At 66.1% G+C, this 16,494-nt stretch carries 17 protein-coding genes; 7 read left to right on the top strand and 10 right to left on the bottom strand.

The genetic code is table 11. The annotated features are described in order from the left end of the window. The first annotated feature begins 20 nt into the window (after positions 1-20). Positions 21-725 (top strand): AzlC family ABC transporter permease, encoded by a 705-nt coding sequence (locus tag EDC22_RS04945; protein ID WP_132805493.1) that lies wholly within the window; start codon positions 21-23, stop codon positions 723-725. Then, positions 722-1,066 (top strand): AzlD domain-containing protein, encoded by a 345-nt coding sequence (locus tag EDC22_RS04940; protein ID WP_132805492.1) that lies wholly within the window; start codon positions 722-724, stop codon positions 1,064-1,066. Before EDC22_RS04945 ends, EDC22_RS04940 begins: the two co-directional genes overlap by 4 nt. A 23-nt stretch (positions 1,067-1,089) precedes the next feature. On the opposite strand, the gene EDC22_RS04935 is transcribed toward EDC22_RS04940, so the two are convergent. The 4 genes from EDC22_RS04935 to EDC22_RS04920 are packed head-to-tail and all read right to left on the bottom strand — an operon-like array spanning position 1,090 to position 4,089. Further along, the gene (locus EDC22_RS04935) at positions 1,090-1,515 is read right to left on the bottom strand and encodes an HIT family protein (protein WP_132805491.1); all 426 of its coding nucleotides are present in this window, start codon (positions 1,513-1,515) and stop codon (positions 1,090-1,092) included. Positions 1,516-1,571: 56 nt separating this feature from the next. Then, positions 1,572-2,828, bottom strand: a complete 1,257-nt coding sequence (locus EDC22_RS04930; RefSeq protein WP_132805490.1) for a GNAT family N-acetyltransferase — start codon at positions 2,826-2,828, stop codon at positions 1,572-1,574. A gap of 51 nt (positions 2,829-2,879) precedes the next feature. Beyond that, positions 2,880-3,623 carry a glycerophosphodiester phosphodiesterase family protein gene (locus EDC22_RS04925; protein ID WP_132805489.1) on the bottom strand — a complete coding sequence of 248 codons (744 nt, stop codon included), beginning with the start codon at positions 3,621-3,623 and terminating at the stop codon, positions 2,880-2,882. Between the two features lie 4 nt (positions 3,624-3,627). Further along, positions 3,628-4,089: a RidA family protein gene (locus EDC22_RS04920; RefSeq protein ID WP_132805488.1), complete on the bottom strand. Its 462-nt coding sequence runs from the start codon at positions 4,087-4,089 to the stop codon at positions 3,628-3,630. A 141-nt stretch (positions 4,090-4,230) separates the two neighbouring features. On the opposite strand from EDC22_RS04920, the gene EDC22_RS04915 reads away from it, so the two are divergent. Beyond that, entirely contained in the window at positions 4,231-5,055 is an 825-nt protein-coding gene (locus tag EDC22_RS04915) for a cell envelope integrity EipB family protein (RefSeq protein WP_165926797.1), read from the top strand. 68 nt (positions 5,056-5,123) lie between these two features. Here the strand turns inward: EDC22_RS04915 and EDC22_RS04910 are convergent, their stop codons facing one another. The 3 genes from EDC22_RS04910 to EDC22_RS04900 all read right to left on the bottom strand — a co-directional run bounded on the left by EDC22_RS04910 (position 5,124) and on the right by EDC22_RS04900 (position 7,719). Next, positions 5,124-6,416: a DNA polymerase IV gene (locus tag EDC22_RS04910; RefSeq protein WP_132805486.1), complete on the bottom strand. Its 1,293-nt coding sequence runs from the start codon at positions 6,414-6,416 to the stop codon at positions 5,124-5,126. A gap of 95 nt (positions 6,417-6,511) precedes the next feature. Next, a complete protein-coding gene (locus tag EDC22_RS04905; protein WP_207903691.1) occupies positions 6,512-7,417 on the bottom strand; it encodes an ROK family protein in 906 nt (301 codons plus the stop codon). A 17-nt stretch (positions 7,418-7,434) separates the two neighbouring features. Next, positions 7,435-7,719, bottom strand: a complete 285-nt coding sequence (locus tag EDC22_RS04900) for a DUF3572 domain-containing protein (RefSeq protein WP_132805484.1) — start codon at positions 7,717-7,719, stop codon at positions 7,435-7,437. A gap of 105 nt (positions 7,720-7,824) precedes the next feature. On the opposite strand from EDC22_RS04900, the gene EDC22_RS04895 reads away from it, so the two are divergent. Both EDC22_RS04895 and EDC22_RS04890 read left to right on the top strand, forming a co-directional pair. Then, positions 7,825-8,211 carry a response regulator gene (locus EDC22_RS04895; RefSeq protein WP_132805483.1) on the top strand — a complete coding sequence of 129 codons (387 nt, stop codon included), beginning with the start codon at positions 7,825-7,827 and terminating at the stop codon, positions 8,209-8,211. Continuing rightward, positions 8,208-9,581, top strand: a complete 1,374-nt coding sequence (locus EDC22_RS04890) for a PleD family two-component system response regulator (protein WP_132805482.1) — start codon at positions 8,208-8,210, stop codon at positions 9,579-9,581. Before EDC22_RS04895 ends, EDC22_RS04890 begins: the two co-directional genes overlap by 4 nt. A 398-nt stretch (positions 9,582-9,979) precedes the next feature. On the opposite strand, the gene EDC22_RS04885 is transcribed toward EDC22_RS04890, so the two are convergent. Together EDC22_RS04885 and rpmG are read right to left on the bottom strand one after the other, a co-directional pair. Next, complete coding sequence (locus tag EDC22_RS04885) at positions 9,980-11,467, bottom strand: aldehyde dehydrogenase (protein ID WP_132805481.1); 1,488 nt, start codon at positions 11,465-11,467, stop codon at positions 9,980-9,982. A gap of 97 nt (positions 11,468-11,564) precedes the next feature. After that, on the bottom strand, positions 11,565-11,732 hold the full coding sequence (gene rpmG / locus EDC22_RS04880; RefSeq protein WP_132805480.1) for a 50S ribosomal protein L33: 168 nt from the start codon (positions 11,730-11,732) through the stop codon (positions 11,565-11,567). 540 nt (positions 11,733-12,272) lie between these two features. Between rpmG and EDC22_RS04875 the strand changes: the two genes are divergently transcribed. Both EDC22_RS04875 and EDC22_RS04870 read left to right on the top strand, forming a co-directional pair. Beyond that, complete coding sequence (locus EDC22_RS04875; protein ID WP_132805479.1) at positions 12,273-13,664, top strand: UDP-glucose dehydrogenase family protein; 1,392 nt, start codon at positions 12,273-12,275, stop codon at positions 13,662-13,664. Between the two features lie 73 nt (positions 13,665-13,737). After that, positions 13,738-15,255, top strand: a complete 1,518-nt coding sequence (locus EDC22_RS04870) for a 2-hydroxymuconic semialdehyde dehydrogenase (protein WP_245499631.1) — start codon at positions 13,738-13,740, stop codon at positions 15,253-15,255. Between the two features lie 34 nt (positions 15,256-15,289). Here EDC22_RS04870 and EDC22_RS04865 read toward each other — a convergent pair whose 3' ends face one another. Continuing rightward, positions 15,290-16,468, bottom strand: a complete 1,179-nt coding sequence (locus tag EDC22_RS04865; protein WP_132805478.1) for an NAD-dependent epimerase/dehydratase family protein — start codon at positions 16,466-16,468, stop codon at positions 15,290-15,292. Positions 16,469-16,494: the final 26 nt, after the last annotated feature.

The following is a 16,494-nucleotide window of genomic DNA, read 5'->3' as shown; positions in this document are numbered from 1 at the left end:
GGGATCATGGATCACAGCTGGTGAGCGTTGGCCGCCGGCGGGCCGCGATGCTCGGTGCGCGCAGGGGGGCGGGCGTGCCGGGCATGGTGCTGTTCGCCTCGTTCGTCGGGTTCGGGGCGTTCGCCAGAGCTGCCGGTCTCGATTTCTGGCAGACCGTCTACATGACCTTCACGGTCTTCGCGCTGCCGGGGCAGGTGGTCCTTGTCGACCAGATCGATTCCGGCGCCACCCTGCTCGCCGCAGCGATCGCCGTCACCATCACCGCCGTACGGTTGATGCCGATGACGGTGTCGATCCTGCCCGTCCTGCGCGGGGCGCGCACGCCGCTGTGGCAGCAGATGCTGATGTCGCATTTCGTCGCGGCCACGGTCTGGATCGAGTCCATGCGCCGGATTCCCGAACTCGATCGCGCCGACCGGGTGCCCTACTATCTGGGGCTGGCCTGCGTGCTGTGGCCGCTTACCGTCTGCGCCACGGGTGTCGGGCATCTGATCGCCGGGGAAGTGCCGGCCGACATCTCCGCGGCGCTGCTGTTGCTGACGCCCTTCTACTTCCTGTTCTCGCTGATCGCGGCGATCCGCGAGCGCATGGACCTCGCCGCCGTGATCGGCGGCTTCGCCCTTGGGCCGGTGTTCCATCTCTTTTTACCGGGATTCGATCTGCTGTGGACCGGGCTCGTCGCGGGAACCATCGCCTGGGCCGTGGGGCGGCGGCGCCGGGCATGAGCGCCGTCGGGGTTGGCATCGGGCCGTATCTGTTCATCGCCATCGCAGGATTTCTGGCGACCGACATCTGGCGCCTGTTGGGGGTGCTGTTCTCGGTCCGCCTCGACGAGTCCAGCGAGAGTCTGAGATGGGTGCGGGCGGTCTCGACCGCGCTGATCGCCGGCCTGGTCTCGCGGCTGATCCTGTTCCCGGTCGGTGATCTGGTGATGGCCAGCCTCACCCTGCGGCTGCTCGCGGTCGCCGCCGGCCTCGGCGCCTATTTCCTGCTGCGACGCAGCCTGTTCCTGGGCATCGTCGCCGGCGAGGCGACGTTGCTTGCAGGGCTGTGGCTTGCGTCCTGACCGCCGGGACGGCCTGCAGGCGATCAGCGGGCAAGGGCCGGGCGCAGGATCTCGGCGACCTCGCGGAGCACCTCCTGATCCTCCATCGTCACGCCGTGAGGACGCATCGGCTGGTCGGCCCAGCGCGGGATGACATGGAAGTGGATGTGGAACACGGTCTGGCCCGCGCCGGCGCCATTGAACTGCTGGATCATGAAACCGTCGGCGCCGAGCGCCTCGGTGATCCGGGGGCCGAGCTTCTGCACGACGCCCATCAGATGGCAAAGATCATCGGGCTCGATGTCGGCGAGCCCGGTCGCCTTGACCTTGGGGATGACCAGCGTGTGACCACGGGTGCGCGGCATGATGTCGAGGAAGGCGAGCGTGCGGTCGTCCTCGTAGACCTTGTGGCAGGGGATCTCGCCTCGGAGGATCCTGGCGAAGACGTTGTTGTCGTCATAGGCGGGCATTCGGGTCTCCTCTGCCTGTCGTTCCGCGCGCAAGCTTCCCGACGCTGGCGGCCGCGTCAATCGGTCCTGTCGCATGCGTCCCTGCGGAAGGGCGCATGGGCGGCCAGCGCCGCGTTCTCCAGGTCGACATAGGCCCGCTCACGCAGGAGGTAGTCGGCGACCGCCCTGCGGAGGCCGGGATCGGCGATGAAGTGGGCGGAGCGCGTGGTCACAGGAAGATAGCCGCGCGCAAGCTTGTGCTCGCCCTGTGCTCCGGCTTCGACGCGGGCCAGCCCGTTGGCGATCGCGTACTCAATCGCCTGATAGTAGCAGACCTCGAAGTGAAGGAACGGATGATCCTCGATGCAGCCCCAGTTGCGCCCGTAGAGCGCACTGTCGCCGCGCAGGTTGAGCGCACCGGCGATCCAGCGGCCGGACCGGCGTGCCATGATCAGCACGATCCGGTCGGCCATCCGCTCGCCGATCAGGCTGAAGAAGCGCCGATTGAGATAGGGCCTGCCCCATTTGCGCGAACCAGTGTCCATGTAGAACGCGAAGAACGCGTCCCAGTGGGCTTCGGTTATGTCCGCGCCGGTCAGGCGCACGATGTCGATCCCGGCGGCCGTCGCCTCGCGGCGCTCGCGGCGGATCGCCTTGCGCTTGCGCGACGACAGGTCGGACAGAAAGTCCTCGAAGCTGCGATAGCCTCGGTTCGACCAGTGAAACTGCCGGTCGGTACGCAGCAGCATGCCGGCCTCGCCGAGCCAGTCGGCGTCGGATTTCGGCAGGAAGGTCCAGTGCACCGACGAGGCATGGTGGCGACGGCAGAGCTCGATGGCCGCCGACAGCAGTGTTGCCCGACCAACCTCCGCGTCGGGGCCGGGTGCTACCATGAGTCGCGGGCCGGTCACCGGCGTGAAGGGAACGGAGACCTGAAGCTTCGGATAATAGCGGCCGCCGGCCCGATCGTAGGCGTCCGCCCAGCCGTGATCGAAGACGTATTCGCCCTGCGAATGCGCCTTCAGGTAGCAGGGCATCGCCGCCCTGATCTGCCCGTTTGCCGCCTCGACGATCAGATGCTGTGGCAGCCAGCCGGTGTGCGCCGAGACGCAGCCGGACTCCTCGAGCGCGCAGAGAAACGCGTGTGAAACGAAGGGGTTGTGCGTTTCATGCGCAGAATTCGATTCATCCGCGCCGATGCGTGGGTCGCTTGGAGAAGCCTTCCGGCTCGCCGGGTTCGCGCAGGCATCCCACGCCGCGGGACTGACCGCCGACAGGCGGTCGGTCACGCGGACGGTGATCTCGCGCTCGTCTGTCTCGTCAGCCCTTGCCATCGACCCGATTCTAGCGCGCCGGTGCCTCCGTTCGAGGGGCTGGCCCGGCGATCACGGGCGGAAGCCCTCGAAAATGATCTGGTCGGCCCAGCGTTCGGCGCGCGCGCGCTGCTCTGGGGTCCGTACTGTCCAGGTCAGCAGTTTCAGGCCGAACAGCCAGCGCAGGAGGAGTGCACTGACTGCGGGCAGGTCGTCGACACAATAGGCGATGAAATGGGGCTTGGTTCGCCAGACGTGGAGGAGGTGGCGCATCACGAACCGGCTCCACGGCGTGGTGCCACCTTCCTGCCAGTCGCGATAGGATTCCGAGACGATGCCGCGCGGCAGCGCCGGCGCGATCCGCCGGAGGACGTCGACAACCTTCGGATCGAACGACATGATCGCCACCGGTCCGTGGTAGGTTTCGAGGTCGGCGACAATCCGTTCGCACAGGGCCGGCACCCCCGACCAGTCGGACTTCACCTCGACGACGAGCGGCGTCTGGCCGGCAACGAGGTCGAGCAGCTGGCGGAAGGTCGGGATGCGGTCCGAGGTTGCCTTCAACGGAATCGCGGCGAGCTCCGCCGCGCCAAGCGCCGCAACCGGCCCCGTTGCCGTTGTCAGCCGATCGAGCGTGTCGTCGTGAAAAACGACGGGCGTGCCGTCGGCCGCGGCCTGCAGGTCGATCTCGATGGCATAGCCGGCCGCGATGGCCGCCTGGGCGGCGGACAGCGTGTTCTCGATGATGCCCGCCCGGGCATCATGCAGACCGCGGTGGGCGACCGGACGGTCGGTGAGCCAGGACAGCCCGGCCATGATCTCAGCCGATCTCGAAGATGCCCTCGACCTCGACGGCTGCGCCGAAGGGAAGGGCGGACGATCCCACCGCCGAGCGCGAATGCCGACCCTTGTCGCCGAGAGCGGCCACCATGAGGTCGGAGGCGCCATTGACGACCTTCGGGTGATCAACGAAATCCGGGGTGGCGTTGACGAAGCCGGTCAGCTTCACGCAGCGTACCCGCGACAGGTCGCCGGTCGCTGCCTTGGCCTGGGCCAGCAGGTTGATCGCGCACAACCTGGCCGCCTCGCGACCCTGCTCGACCGTGTAGTCAGCGCCGAGCTTGCCCACGTGCTCGAGGCCGTTCTCGCCCATTGGCAGCTGTCCGGAAACGAACAGCAGATTGCCGATCGCAACGAACGGAATGTAGTTCGCTGCCGGAGCGGCCGGACGTGGCAGGACGATGCCGAGCTCGGCGAGCCGTGATTCTACGGTGGTGGACATGGGATCTCCTCTGCCGGCGGATGCTGCCGTTGTGATGAGGGATTCCGGACGCACTGGCAAGGCGCCGCATTTCAGCCCTCGTGCCGGCCTAGTTCGTGCTACTCAGTCAGTCCGGCATCCATGCCAGGGGGACCCAAGATCTTGAGAACACGTCCTGCAGTCATCGCCGCAGCTTTGCTCGCCGCGCTCGCGCTGATTCCGGCCCGGGCCGTCGCGGCCACGCCGACCATGACGCCGCATCGCGCCGTCTACGATCTCGAGCTCGATCCGTCGAAAGGCGGCGAGGCGATGAACGACGTCACCGGCCGGCTGGTATTCGAGACGAGCGGCACGAACTGCGACGGCTGGACGGTCAACACGCGCTTCGTCACCCGGATCACGGGCGGGCGTGGTTCGACCATCAACGATCTTCGCTCGGCAACGTGGGAGGCGGCAGACGGATCCGCCTATCGATTCGTCACGCAGAATTTCATCAACGAAACGCTGTCGGAGGAGACCAACGGCATCGCCAGCCGGTTCGACGATGAGGTGTCGATCAACCTCCGCGAGCCGGAGCAGGGCCGTTTCTCCATCGGGAAGTCGGTGCTGTTTCCCACCCAGCACGTCCAGCGAATTCTCGCGGCGGCGATCGCCGGGGAGAAGATCGTCACCGCCGACATCTTTGACGGGTCGGAGACCGGCCGGAAGGTCTATGCCACATCTACGGTCATCGGGCCGCGCCGGGAGCCGGCGGGAAACACCGGCAGACCCGGCGACGATGTGCTTGGCAGGCTGGCGAGCTGGATCGTCACGATCGGATATTTCGACACCGAGGACGCCGAGGCGACGACTCCGTCCTACGAATTCACCTACGATCTCTTCGAGAACGGCGTCAGCCGCGAGATAACCTTGGACTATGGCGATTTCACCCTCGTCGGCGAACTGTCGTCTATCGAATTCCTGGATCAGCCGGCCTGCGGAAAGTGAGGCGTCGTGGCTTCAGCCGCGCGATCAACTCGTACGCCCAACTGCCTGAACGGGATCGCCTTTCGAAGCTAACGCGGTGGTCGCTTGCGCCGTGCCGTCCCGCTGAAGACAAGGCCGCGCTCGACCGCGGCATCGCCGAACTTCTCGCGGATGCGGTCGACAGCGCGCTCGGCGGCTTCCCGGCGGGCCGGCCGAGGGTCGATCAGGTCCGCGAAACCCGCGTCGTCCGGTTCGGCGAAGTCGGAGACGCCGATGCCGAGCAGCCGGAACCGGGTGCCATCGGCAACCCGTGCGAGCAGCCGCCGCCCCGCGTCGAAGATGCGATCCGCGAGTTGGGTCGGGCGGTCGAGCGTGTGCGAGCGCGTGATGGTCCGGAAATCCGCGGTCTTCAGCTTGACGGTCACGGTGCGTCCCGTCAGGCCGGCCTTCTTGAGGCGGCGGGAAACGCTCTCGGTAAGCCGCCAGAGGATCCGGGTCAGCTCCTCGAGTTCGGACAGGTCGTGCTCGAACGTCGTCTCCGAGCTGACGCTCTTGGTCTTGCGCTCGGGCGAGACGCTGCGGTCGTCCTCCCCGCGGGCTAGTCGCGCCAGCCGGATGCCCTGGTTCCCATAGGCCCGAACGAGGTCGGCCGGCGCGCGGCGCTGAAGATCGCCAATGGTACGGATACCATCGCGCGCCAGGCGCCGCTGCATGGACGTGCCGATGCCGAAGATCAGGCCGACTGGCCTGTCGGCCAGAAATTGCAGCGTCTCGGCGCGACCGATCACCGAGAAGCCACGCGGCTTGTCGAGATCGGACGCCACCTTGGCGAGAAACTTGTTGTAGCTCAGACCCACGGATACGGAGATGCCGATCTCGCGCTCGACCATCTGCGCAAAGCGGGCCAGGGTGAGTGCGGGTGAGGCCCGATGGATCCGCTGCGTTCCGCTCAGATCAAGGAACGCCTCGTCGATCGACACCGGTTCGACCAGTGGGGTCAGTTCGAGCATCATCGCCCTTACCTGACGGCCGACGGCGACATATTTCTGCATGTCGGGACGGATCACAACGGCGTCCGGACACAGTTTCAGCGCCTTGAACATCGGCATCGCCGAACGGACTCCCGTGATTCGGGCGATGTAGCAGGCAGTCGATACGACCCCGCGACGGCCGCCGCCGACGATCACCGGACGATCCTTCAGAGAAGGGTCGTCGCGTTTCTCGATCGCCGCGTAGAAGGCGTCACAATCGACATGCGCGATCGTCAGGCTGTCGAGCTCGGCGTGACGGACGATCCGGGGACCCAGGCAGCCCGGACAACGCATGGCCGACGCGGGCAGCGGCTGGAGGCAATCACGACAGAACCCTGAGGAGTCGGTCATGGACAGGCCGAATCGGCAGGACGACGGGCGCACCGGCCCCTTGCGGCCGCGGCCGGCATCCGATCATACACGATCGGCGTCGGCCGCGCGCCGGCTCAGCCGGTCTCATCCAGGCGCCAGAGCCGGGCCGCTCCGCGCACGCCGCTTGCATCGCCATGGCGTGGCGGACGCACGGTCACGAGGGGCGCGGCGGCGAAGATGTGCGGGCGCATTGTGTCGGGAAGGCGATCGTATAGGTGCGGCATCTGCGAGAGCCCACCACCGAGCACGATGACGTCAGGGTCGATCGTATTGACAATGACGGCCAGGGCTCGCGCCAGCCGCGAGAGATGTCGCTCCAGCGTCTCCCGCGCGGAGGGATCGGTCGGAGCGCGGGCGACGATCTGATCTGCCGCGAGGGCCTCACCGGTGCGCGCCGCGTGATCCATCTGCATGCCGGTGCCGGAGACCCAGGTCTCCAGGCAGCCGCGCCGCCCGCACCAGCAGATCGGACCGGGGTATTCCTCGGAAACCGGCCAGGGCAGGGGCGAATGGCCCCATTCGCCGGCCGACCGGTTCGGGCCCGCCAGCAGCCTCCCGCCGACGACAATGCCGCCGCCGCAACCGGTGCCGAGAATCGCTCCGAACACGCTCGAGGCACCGGCACCGGCGCCATCGGTTGCCTCCGACAGGGCGAAGCAGTCCGCATCGTTGGCGAACCTGGCCGGCCTCGCCAGCGCCGCCTGCACGTCCTCCGCGAATGGCGTACCGTTCAGCCAGACCGAGTTGGAGTTCTGGATGCGACCGGTCACCGGCGAGATCGATCCGGGCATTCCGATGCCGATGCTGCCGCGGGCGCCAGCCTGACGCTCGACCTCGGCCACGATGTCGGCGAGAGCCTCCACGGTGGCGCGATAATCGTCACGCGGCGCCGGGCGGCGCGCTTCGCCGACCACCGCCCCGTCCGCATCGAGGGCGATTGCGGCGATCTTGGTGCCGCCGAGATCGACCCCGACACGCAATCGACCGCCGCCCGAGGTCACGGTTCGAACACCGGTCCGTTCAGCAACCGGTGGGCGGCCGGGATCGCCTGAGGTTCGACGCCGGCATCCTCAGCGAACATCAGCAGCATCGGCTCGTCGGACATGAGGTGCCCGAGCACGGCGGCGAAGAAGCCCGGCTCCTGCGCGGCCAGACGAAGCTGGTCGGCCTCGAGTCCGGAGGAGGCGAGGAAGCCGCCGATGCGCTGCGGGTCACGGGCAAGGAAAGACAGTGCCTGAAGGGCGAGGGCTTCTGCGGCCTCGCGCGTGCGATCGTCGAGCATGGCTGGAAAGTTCGATTTGCTTTTACGTAAGGTTTCTCGACTATCTGAGTCTGCGATCCGCAGGGGCGGGATCGCAGCGTCACCTCGACAGCATGGGCTGGAAGTGTGCCGAAGAAAATCCTGATCGTCGAGGACAACGAGCTCAACATGAAGCTCTTCAACGATCTGTTGCGGGCTCACGGCTACGAAACCATCCAGACCCGTAGCGGCACCGAGGCGATCGAGCTGGCCCGGCGCCACCGCCCGGATCTGATCCTGATGGACATCCAGCTGCCGGAAGTCTCCGGCCTCGACGTCACGCGCTGGATCAAGGAGGACGAGGAGTTGCACGCGATTCCCGTGATCGCGGTCACCGCCTTCGCCATGAAGGGGGACGAGGAGAGGATTCGCAAGGGCGGCTGCGAGGCCTACATCTCGAAGCCCATTTCGGTCGCGCGGTTCATGGAAACCGTGCGTCGCTACGTCGGTGACGCGCCGGGGAGCGAGAGATGACCGCCCGCGTCCTCGTCGTCGACGACATCGCCGCGAATGTGAAGCTGCTCGAGGCCCGACTGACGGCGGAGTATTTCGACGTCGTCACGGCGTCCAACGGCCCCCAGGCGCTCGAGATCGCCGAGAAGGGGCAGTGCGATGTCGTGCTGCTCGACGTGATGATGCCGGGAATGGACGGGTTCGAGGTGTGCCGGCGCCTCAAGGCCAATCCCGCCACCCATCACCTGCCTGTCGTGATGGTGACGGCACTCGATCAGCCGAGCGACCGGGTGAAGGGTCTCGAGGCGGGCGCCGACGACTTCCTGACCAAACCGGTCAACGACCTTGCACTGATCACCCGGGTGCGCAGTCTCGCGCGACTCAAGCTGATGACTGACGAACTGCGCCTGCGCGCGACGACGGGGCGCCATATGGGGCTTGATGATCCGCTCGCTGCCGCGATCAAGGTGGGCGGCGACAATGGCCGCATCCTCGTCGTCGAGGATCGCGCCAGTGCGGCCGAGCGGCTCCGCGAATATCTCGAGCGCAACCATCGCGTTGATGTCGAGCCGGACCCCCAGGAAGCCCTGTTCCGGCTGGCCGACGACAATTACGACGTCGCGGTGGTGAGTCTCTCGCTGTCGGGGTTCGATGCCCTGCGGCTGTGTTCGCAGATCCGTTCGCTGGAACGCACGCGCAACCTGCCGATCGTGCTGATCGCCGATCCCGAGGAATCGGTGCGCATCCTGCGTGGGCTCGAGATCGGTGTCAGCGACTACGTGATCCGGCCGATAGACCGTAACGAGCTGAAGGCGCGCATCGCCACGCAGGTGCGCCGCAAACGGTACACGGACAAGCTCCGCGACAATGTCCAATTGTCCGTGACGATGGCATTCACCGACGCGCTGACCGGGCTTCACAACCGCCGCTACATGGAAACCCATCTGCGCTCGCTCGTCGAGCAGGCCAGCGACCGGGGCAGGGCGTTGTCTGTCATGGTCCTCGATATCGACTACTTCAAGGCGGTGAACGATACGCACGGCCATGATGCGGGCGACGACGTTCTGCGGGAGTTTGCTCGCCGTGTCCGCCGAACCGTGCGCGGCATCGACCTGGTGTGCCGACTCGGCGGCGAGGAATTCGTCGTGGTGATGCCGGAGACCGACATGGCGCTGGCGGTGCGGGTCGCCGAAAGGGTGCGCCGCGCGGTCTGCGAGGAGCCGTTCGTCGTTCTGGACGGCGCACTCGTGCTCGATATCACGGTCAGCGTCGGTGTCGGAGTACTCGAGCAGCCGGGCGAAGCGCCGGATGCCATTCTGAAGCGGGCGGACATGGCGCTCTACGCAGCAAAGCGCAACGGCCGCAACCGTGTCGTGGCCGATGCCGCGTGACGTCCGACCCGGGCTGTGTAGCGTGGCGACGTCAGCGACGACGGCCGCTGTTTACCTTGACCGATGATAGGTCAGCAGTTTCATAAATTTCGATTGATTCTTTGCGGTTTCGGGCTAGGCTCCGTCCCGAACACAGACTGTCCGTTGGCGGGGCGAGCCAATAGGCGGAGGCCGAAGGACAGCGACCGATACCCTACGGAATGCTCAGGTCCGCCGCATCTCCTGGGTCCGTGGGGTTAGGCCGGTCGGAGTGCGGTTAGAGTGGCCTCCTCGTATGACCCGCCCTCCGGCCGGCCACCTTATGCTTGACCGGGCCACTGCCCGACAGATCGATGATCCCGCACCGACAAGGCGGTACCGACCGGCACCGCCTTTGTCATTCCCGTGCGGCAGACGTCTCAGGACAGCGTGATCCAGGTGGTCTTCAGCTGGGTGTACTTGTCGTAGGCATGCAGCGACTTGTCGCGGCCAATCCCCGACTGCTTGTAGCCGCCGAACGGCGTGGTGATGTCCCCGCCGTCGACGTCGTTGATCGCGACAAGGCCGCACTTGATCGCCCGGGCGAGGCGATGGGCCTTGTTGATGTCGCGCGTCCAGACCGCCGCGGCCAGTCCGTACATCGAGTCGTTGGCGATCCGCACCGCCTCCTCCTCGTCGCGGAAGGTGATCGTCGAGAGCACCGGCCCGAAGATCTCCTCCTGGGCGATTCGCATCGAGTTGTCGACCCGATCGAACACGGTCGGTTCGATGTAGGTGCCGCCGGTTTCCTCCATCACGCGCGATCCGCCATAGGCAAGTTCCGCGCCTTCCTTGCGGCCGATATCGATGTAGCCGAGCACGCGCTCAAGCTGGGTCCGGTCAACCATCGGACCCATCCGGGTGTTCTCATCCAGCGGATTGCCGGGCTGCCATTCGGCGCCCAGCGCGCGGATCTTGTCGATGATCGCGTCGTGGATCGACTCCTCGACGATCAGCCGCGTCGCGGCGGTGCAGGTCTGGCCGCAGTTGTAGAAGACGCCCATCGCCGTTTGCCGCGCTACCTCGTCGAGATCGATGGCATCGGCGAAAACGATGTTGGGCTTCTTGCCGCCGCACTCGAGGCTGACATGCTTCATGTTCGATTCGCCGGCATACTTCAGGAAGTACTTGCCGACCTCGGTGGAGCCGGTGAAGGCGATCATGTCGACGTCCATGTGGCGGCCGAGCGCCTGGCCCGCCGTCTCGCCGAAGCCCGGGAGCACCTGCAACACGCCATCGGGCAGTCCCGCCTCGCGCGCCAGCTCGCCGATCCGGATCGCAGTCAGCGGCGACTGCTCGGCAGGCTTGAGAATCACGCTGTTTCCAGCGGCAAGCGCCGGACCGAGCTTCCAGGCTGCCATCAGCAGCGGATAGTTCCAGGGCACGACAAGCCCGACGACGCCGAGGGGCTCGCGTGTGATCATGGCGACGGCGCCCGGGCCGGTCGGCGCCAGCTCGTCGTAGATCTTGTCAGTGGCTTCGGCATACCACTGGATGCAGTTGATCGACGCCGGCACATCGACCGACCGGGAGTCCGAGATCGGCTTGCCGACGTCGAGCGTCTCGAGCATCGCCAGTTCTTCGGCATGTTGCCGCAACACCTCGACGAACTTCATCATCACCTGCTTGCGCTGGCGGGGCGGGGCCATGGACCAGGTGCCCGCCTCGAAGACCTCGCGGGCGACCTTTACCGCCCGGTCCACGTCCTCTGCCTCGCAGGCGGCGACCTGCGCCAGCACCGTCCCGTCGATCGGCGAGACGCAATCGAAGGTCTTGCCCGAGGCTGCGGCGACCGACTTGCCGCCGATGATCGCACTGGATGGGATGCGGAGGGATTTCAACGCTTCAGGAACCACTGGGGCATTCATCGGGCGCTCCTGGCTGGAATGTCGTCGGCGGCGATCATAGCAAAAGAGGCACCGCCGTGGACGGTGCCTCCGACACGTACGACCGGGATAGCGACGTCTACTTGATCTTTGCTTCCTTGAACTCGACGTGCTTGCGGGCAACCGGATCGTATTTCCGGACCGTCATCTTCTCGGTCATTGTCCGCGTATTCTTCTTGGTCACGTAGAAGTAGCCCGTATCGGCGGTGCTCACGAGCCTGATCTTGACCGTTGTCGGCTTGGCCATGTCGGAATTCCCTGTTCTCGAGTCCGGGCACGATAGCCCGGCCGAAGCGTCTTGCCCGGGAAACTACGCGCCACGGCGCAGAAGTCAAGGAACTGACCGGGTTCAGGAGTTTCGAGACGGCGGAGGTTCTGTCCGCTGAAAGCCTGATCCGAAATTAAGTTGAGTGGGGTCAGCGGGTTAGCTTGACGCGAGCCTTGATCGTTGATTCTGCGGTTTTGCAACGAACCGAAGGAATTCGACGATGTGGACCGACACCACTCGCCCGCTGCCTCGCGTGCACCGCTCGGGATGACGTCGTCGTCGACGCCGCGGCCGGCTCCGCCGCGCTGCACGTCTGGCCGGGACGGCACCACCGGTCCTTTGGGCTGGCGACCGTGCAGTCGATCCCGTAGTATCGCCGCTCCGATCCGGGATGGCGATTGCCAACACTCTGAAAATGCTGATGGAACGACTGGCGTCTGATCGGCTGATCGTGGGGGAGGACTCCTCCGGGCTCGCGACGGCCCCCAATGGGACGTTGGCTGAGAGGGATCTCCGCCCATGAAGATCGCAATGGTTGGCACGGGGTATGTCGGGCTGGTGAGCGGCGCGTGCTTCGCTGATTTCGGTCACCATGTCACCTGCGTCGACACGGACGAAGTGAAGATCGAGCGGCTGTCGCGCGGTCAGATCCCGATCTACGAGCCGGGACTTGACGTTCTGGTCGCCGGCAACGTCGCCGTCGGACGGCTTGCCTTCACAACCGATCTTGCCGCCGCGGTGCGCGGCGCGGACGCTGTGTTCATCGCGGTCGGGACGCCGTCGCGGCGCGGCGACGGTCATGCGGATCTGAGCTATGTGACCGCCGCGGCCGAGGCGATCGCGGCCTGCGCCGAGGAGCCGCTGTTGCTGGTCACGAAGTCGACGGTTCCGGTCGGCACCGGCGACGAGATCGAGGCGATCGTTCACCGCGTCCGGCCGGACCTCGATTTCGATGTGGCGTCAAATCCTGAGTTCCTGCGCGAAGGCTCGGCGATCGACGATTTCAAGCGCCCGGACCGGGTGGTGATCGGGGCGGAGAGCGAGCGGGCGCGGGAGGTGATGCGGCTGCTCTATCGGCCGCTGTTCCTCAATGAGACCCCGATCGTCTTCACCAGCCGCCGCACCGCGGAACTCACCAAGTATGCCGCCAACGCCTTCCTTGCGACGAAGGTCGCCTTCATCAACGAGATCGCCGATATCTGCGAGCGCACCGGCGCCAACGTGCAGGACGTGGCGCGCGGCATCGGGCTCGACCGGCGGATCGGCGGAAAGTTTCTCCATGCCGGACCCGGCTTCGGCGGATCCTGCTTTCCCAAGGACACGCTCGCCCTGGTCCGCACGGCGGATGAAGCGGGTGTCCCGACGCGGATCGTGACGGCCGTCATCGAAAGCAATACCGCGCGCAAGAAGGGGCTCGCCGACCGCATCATCGAGGCATGCGGCGGTTCCGTGGCCGGGTGTCGGTTGGCCGTGCTGGGCCTGTCGTTCAAGCCGAACACCGACGACATGCGCGATGCCCCCTCGATCGACATCGTCGAGACGCTGACCAGGGCCGGGGCCCAAGTCGCCGTCTACGATCCGGTGGCGATGCCGGAGGCGCGCAAGCTGCCGGAGTTCCGGCGCGCTGTCTGGACCGGCGGTTCCTACCAGGCCATCGAGGGTGCGTCGGCGCTGGTGATCGTCACGGAATGGGACGAGTTTCGCGCCCTCGACCTCGACGAGGTCAGGCGGCTGATGGCCCGCCCTCTGGTGATCGACCTGCGCAACATCTATACGCCCGAGGAGATGCTGCGATCCGGGCTGGGTTATGTCTCGATCGGACGTCCTCCCGTACCGGCTGGTCAGACGGTCACGGCCTCGACCGGCGATCAGTCTCAGTCCGAGCCCTTGGCTGCGAATGTGAGTCGATAGCATCGGGTCGTGTCGGGGGCGTCCAGGTCGGGGCGCTCGACCATGAGGCGATGTCGCGAATGGGTGAACCGGAGTGACGACAGCAACGATCGACAGCGAGCCAGCCGCCCCGGCCGTACACACGGGGACGGGTGTCCGGCGGATCGCCCAATTCATCGATGGCAGGTATGGTGAGGTGCGCGCCGGCCGTTCGTTCGAGGACCGCTTCCCGGCTACGGGCGAGGTGACGGCGCTCGTTCAGGAATCGACGGCTGACGATGTCGATGCTGCCGTCACCGCGGCCAGGAAGGCGCTGAGGGGGCCATGGGGCCGCATGTCGGTTCCCGAGCGGATCGCGATCCTGAGGCGCATCGTCGACGAGGTGAACCGCCGGTTCGACGACTTCCTGCGCGCGGAGATTCTCGACACCGGCAAGCCCGTTTCGCTGGCAAGGCAGATCGACATTCCGCGCGGCGCCGCGAACTTCGCGGTCTTTGCCGACCTGATCGCCACGATGGGCACGGAGGTATTTCAGACCCCGACTCCCGACCGGGCCGATGCGCTCAACTACACGATCCGCGTCCCGCGCGGCGTCATCGCCGTGATCTGTCCGTGGAATCTGCCGCTGTTACTGATGACCTGGAAGGTTGCGCCTGCACTCGCTTGCGGCAACACCGTCGTGGTGAAGCCGTCCGAGGAGACGCCGGCGACGGCGGCGCTGCTCGGCGAGGTGATGAATGCCGTCGGTGTGCCGCCAGGCGTCTACAATGTCGTGCACGGCTTTGGCCCGGGATCGGCCGGCGAGTTCCTGACCAGCCATCCTGACGTCGATGGCATCACCTTCACCGGCGAGTCGGTTACGGGCGAGGCGATCATGCGCGCCGCCGCCACCGGGGTCCGCCCGGTCTCGCTAGAGCTCGGCGGCAAGAACCCCGGCCTGGTTTTCGACGATGCCGACCTCGACGCCGCCGTCGAGGGGTTGTCGCGCGCGTGCTTCTCCAACACCGGCCAGGTGTGCCTCGGCACCGAGCGGCTTTATGTCCAGCGCGGCATCTTCGAGGCTTTCGTGGAACGGTTCTGCGAACGGGCAAAGCGGTTCCGCTTCGGTGATCCGTTCAGCAACGAGACAACGCTTGGCCCGCTCGTCAGCCAGGTGCATCGCGAGAAGGTTCTGTCCTTCTACGACATGGCCCGACGCGAGGGCGCGACCGTTCTGGTCGGCGGGGGTGTACCGAACGTGCCGGGATTTGTATCCGGCTATTGGGTCGAGCCCACGGTATGGACCGGCCTGCCACAGTCCTCGCCCGTCGTGTCCGACGAGATCTTCGGGCCATGCACCCACGTCATGCCGTTCGACGATGAGGATGAGGCCGTCGCGCTCGCCAATGACACGCGTTACGGACTGGCCACCTCGATCTGGACGCGCGACGTCTCGCGCGCCCATCGTGTGGCCTCGCGGATAGAGGTCGGGGTCGCCTGGATCAACTGCTGGTTCCTGCGTGACCTCAGGACGCCGTTCGGCGGCGCCAAGAGATCCGGTGTCGGCCGCGAGGGCGGCGCGCATTCGCTGGAGTTCTACACCGAGCTGCGCAACATCTGCGTGAAGCTGTAACGGCCGCGTTCCACCCTCGTGACGGACATCGCGGTCACATCTGCGCGGCTCGGGCCTTGTTCCAGGCGGATCGGCACGGGATCTTGCTCCGGTCGCAGCGGTCGGCGTAGCGGGCAGCGATCTCGGTGACCTCCCGCATCAGCCCCTCGCGCAGTGTTATGGGCTCCAGTCCGAGCTGCAGGAATCGGTCGTTCCTGACGTGCAGGTCATTCTCGTCGGCTTCGACGCGTGGGTTCGGTACGTGATCGATCGCAGCCCCCGTCATGTCGGCGATCATCCGGGCGAGGTCGCCGACCCGGTGGGTCTCGGTCATCTGGTTGAGGATATTGACGCGCTCGCCACTCTGCGGCGGATTCTCGATCGCAAGCTGAATGCAGCGCACCGTATCCTGGATGTGGATGAATGCCCGAGTCTGGCCGCCCGTTCCGTGCACGGTGAGCGGGTAGCCGACCGCGGCCTGCATCAGAAAGCGGTTGAGGACGGTGCCGTAGTCACCATCGTAGTCGAACCGGTTGATCAGACGCTCGTCGAGTCGCGTCTCGGCGGTCTGCGTGCCCCAAACGATACCTTGGTGCAGGTCGGTCACCTTCAGCCCGTCGTTCTTGTTGTAGAAGAAGAAGAACAGCTGATCCTGGGTCTTGGTCATGTGGTAGATCGACCCGGGATTGGCGGGGTAGAGGATCTGCTGGTCGACGAGGCCGCCGTCGGTCTCGACCTTGATATCGAGATAGCCTTCCGGGATCTTCATGCCGGCCGAGCCGTAGCCGTAGACGCCCATCGTGCCGAGATGCACGAGATGGATGTCAAGTCCCGATTCCACGATCGCGGCGCAGACGTCGTTGGTGGCCGACAGATTGTTCCGGACCGTATAACGCTTGTGCCAGGACGACTTCATCGAGTACGGCGCAGCGCGTTGCTCGGCGAAGTGGACGACGGCATCCGGCGCCTCGTCGCGCAGCAGCGACAGCAGGCGGTGATAATGCTCGCCGACGGTAAATCGGTGCACGGGGATCCGCCGGCCCGATATCTCCTCCCAGGCGGCGATGCGCTCGCCGAGCGGGCGTATCGGCGTCAGCGACTCCACCTCGAGCTCGACGTCGATCTTGCGACGGGAGAGGTTGTCGACGATGACAACGTCATGGCCGAGCTTGGAAAGGTGCAGGGCGGTCGGCCAGCCGCAGAAGCCGTCGCCACCCAATACGATGACCTTCATGGATACACCCTGATCCGATCTGGATT

Origin of the sequence: Tepidamorphus gemmatus, assembly GCF_004346195.1 — a bacterium.
Lineage (GTDB): Bacteria > Pseudomonadota > Alphaproteobacteria > Rhizobiales > Tepidamorphaceae > Tepidamorphus > Tepidamorphus gemmatus.
Note: the sequence above shows the minus strand (reverse complement) of the source record. Positions and strands in the feature narration are given on the sequence as shown.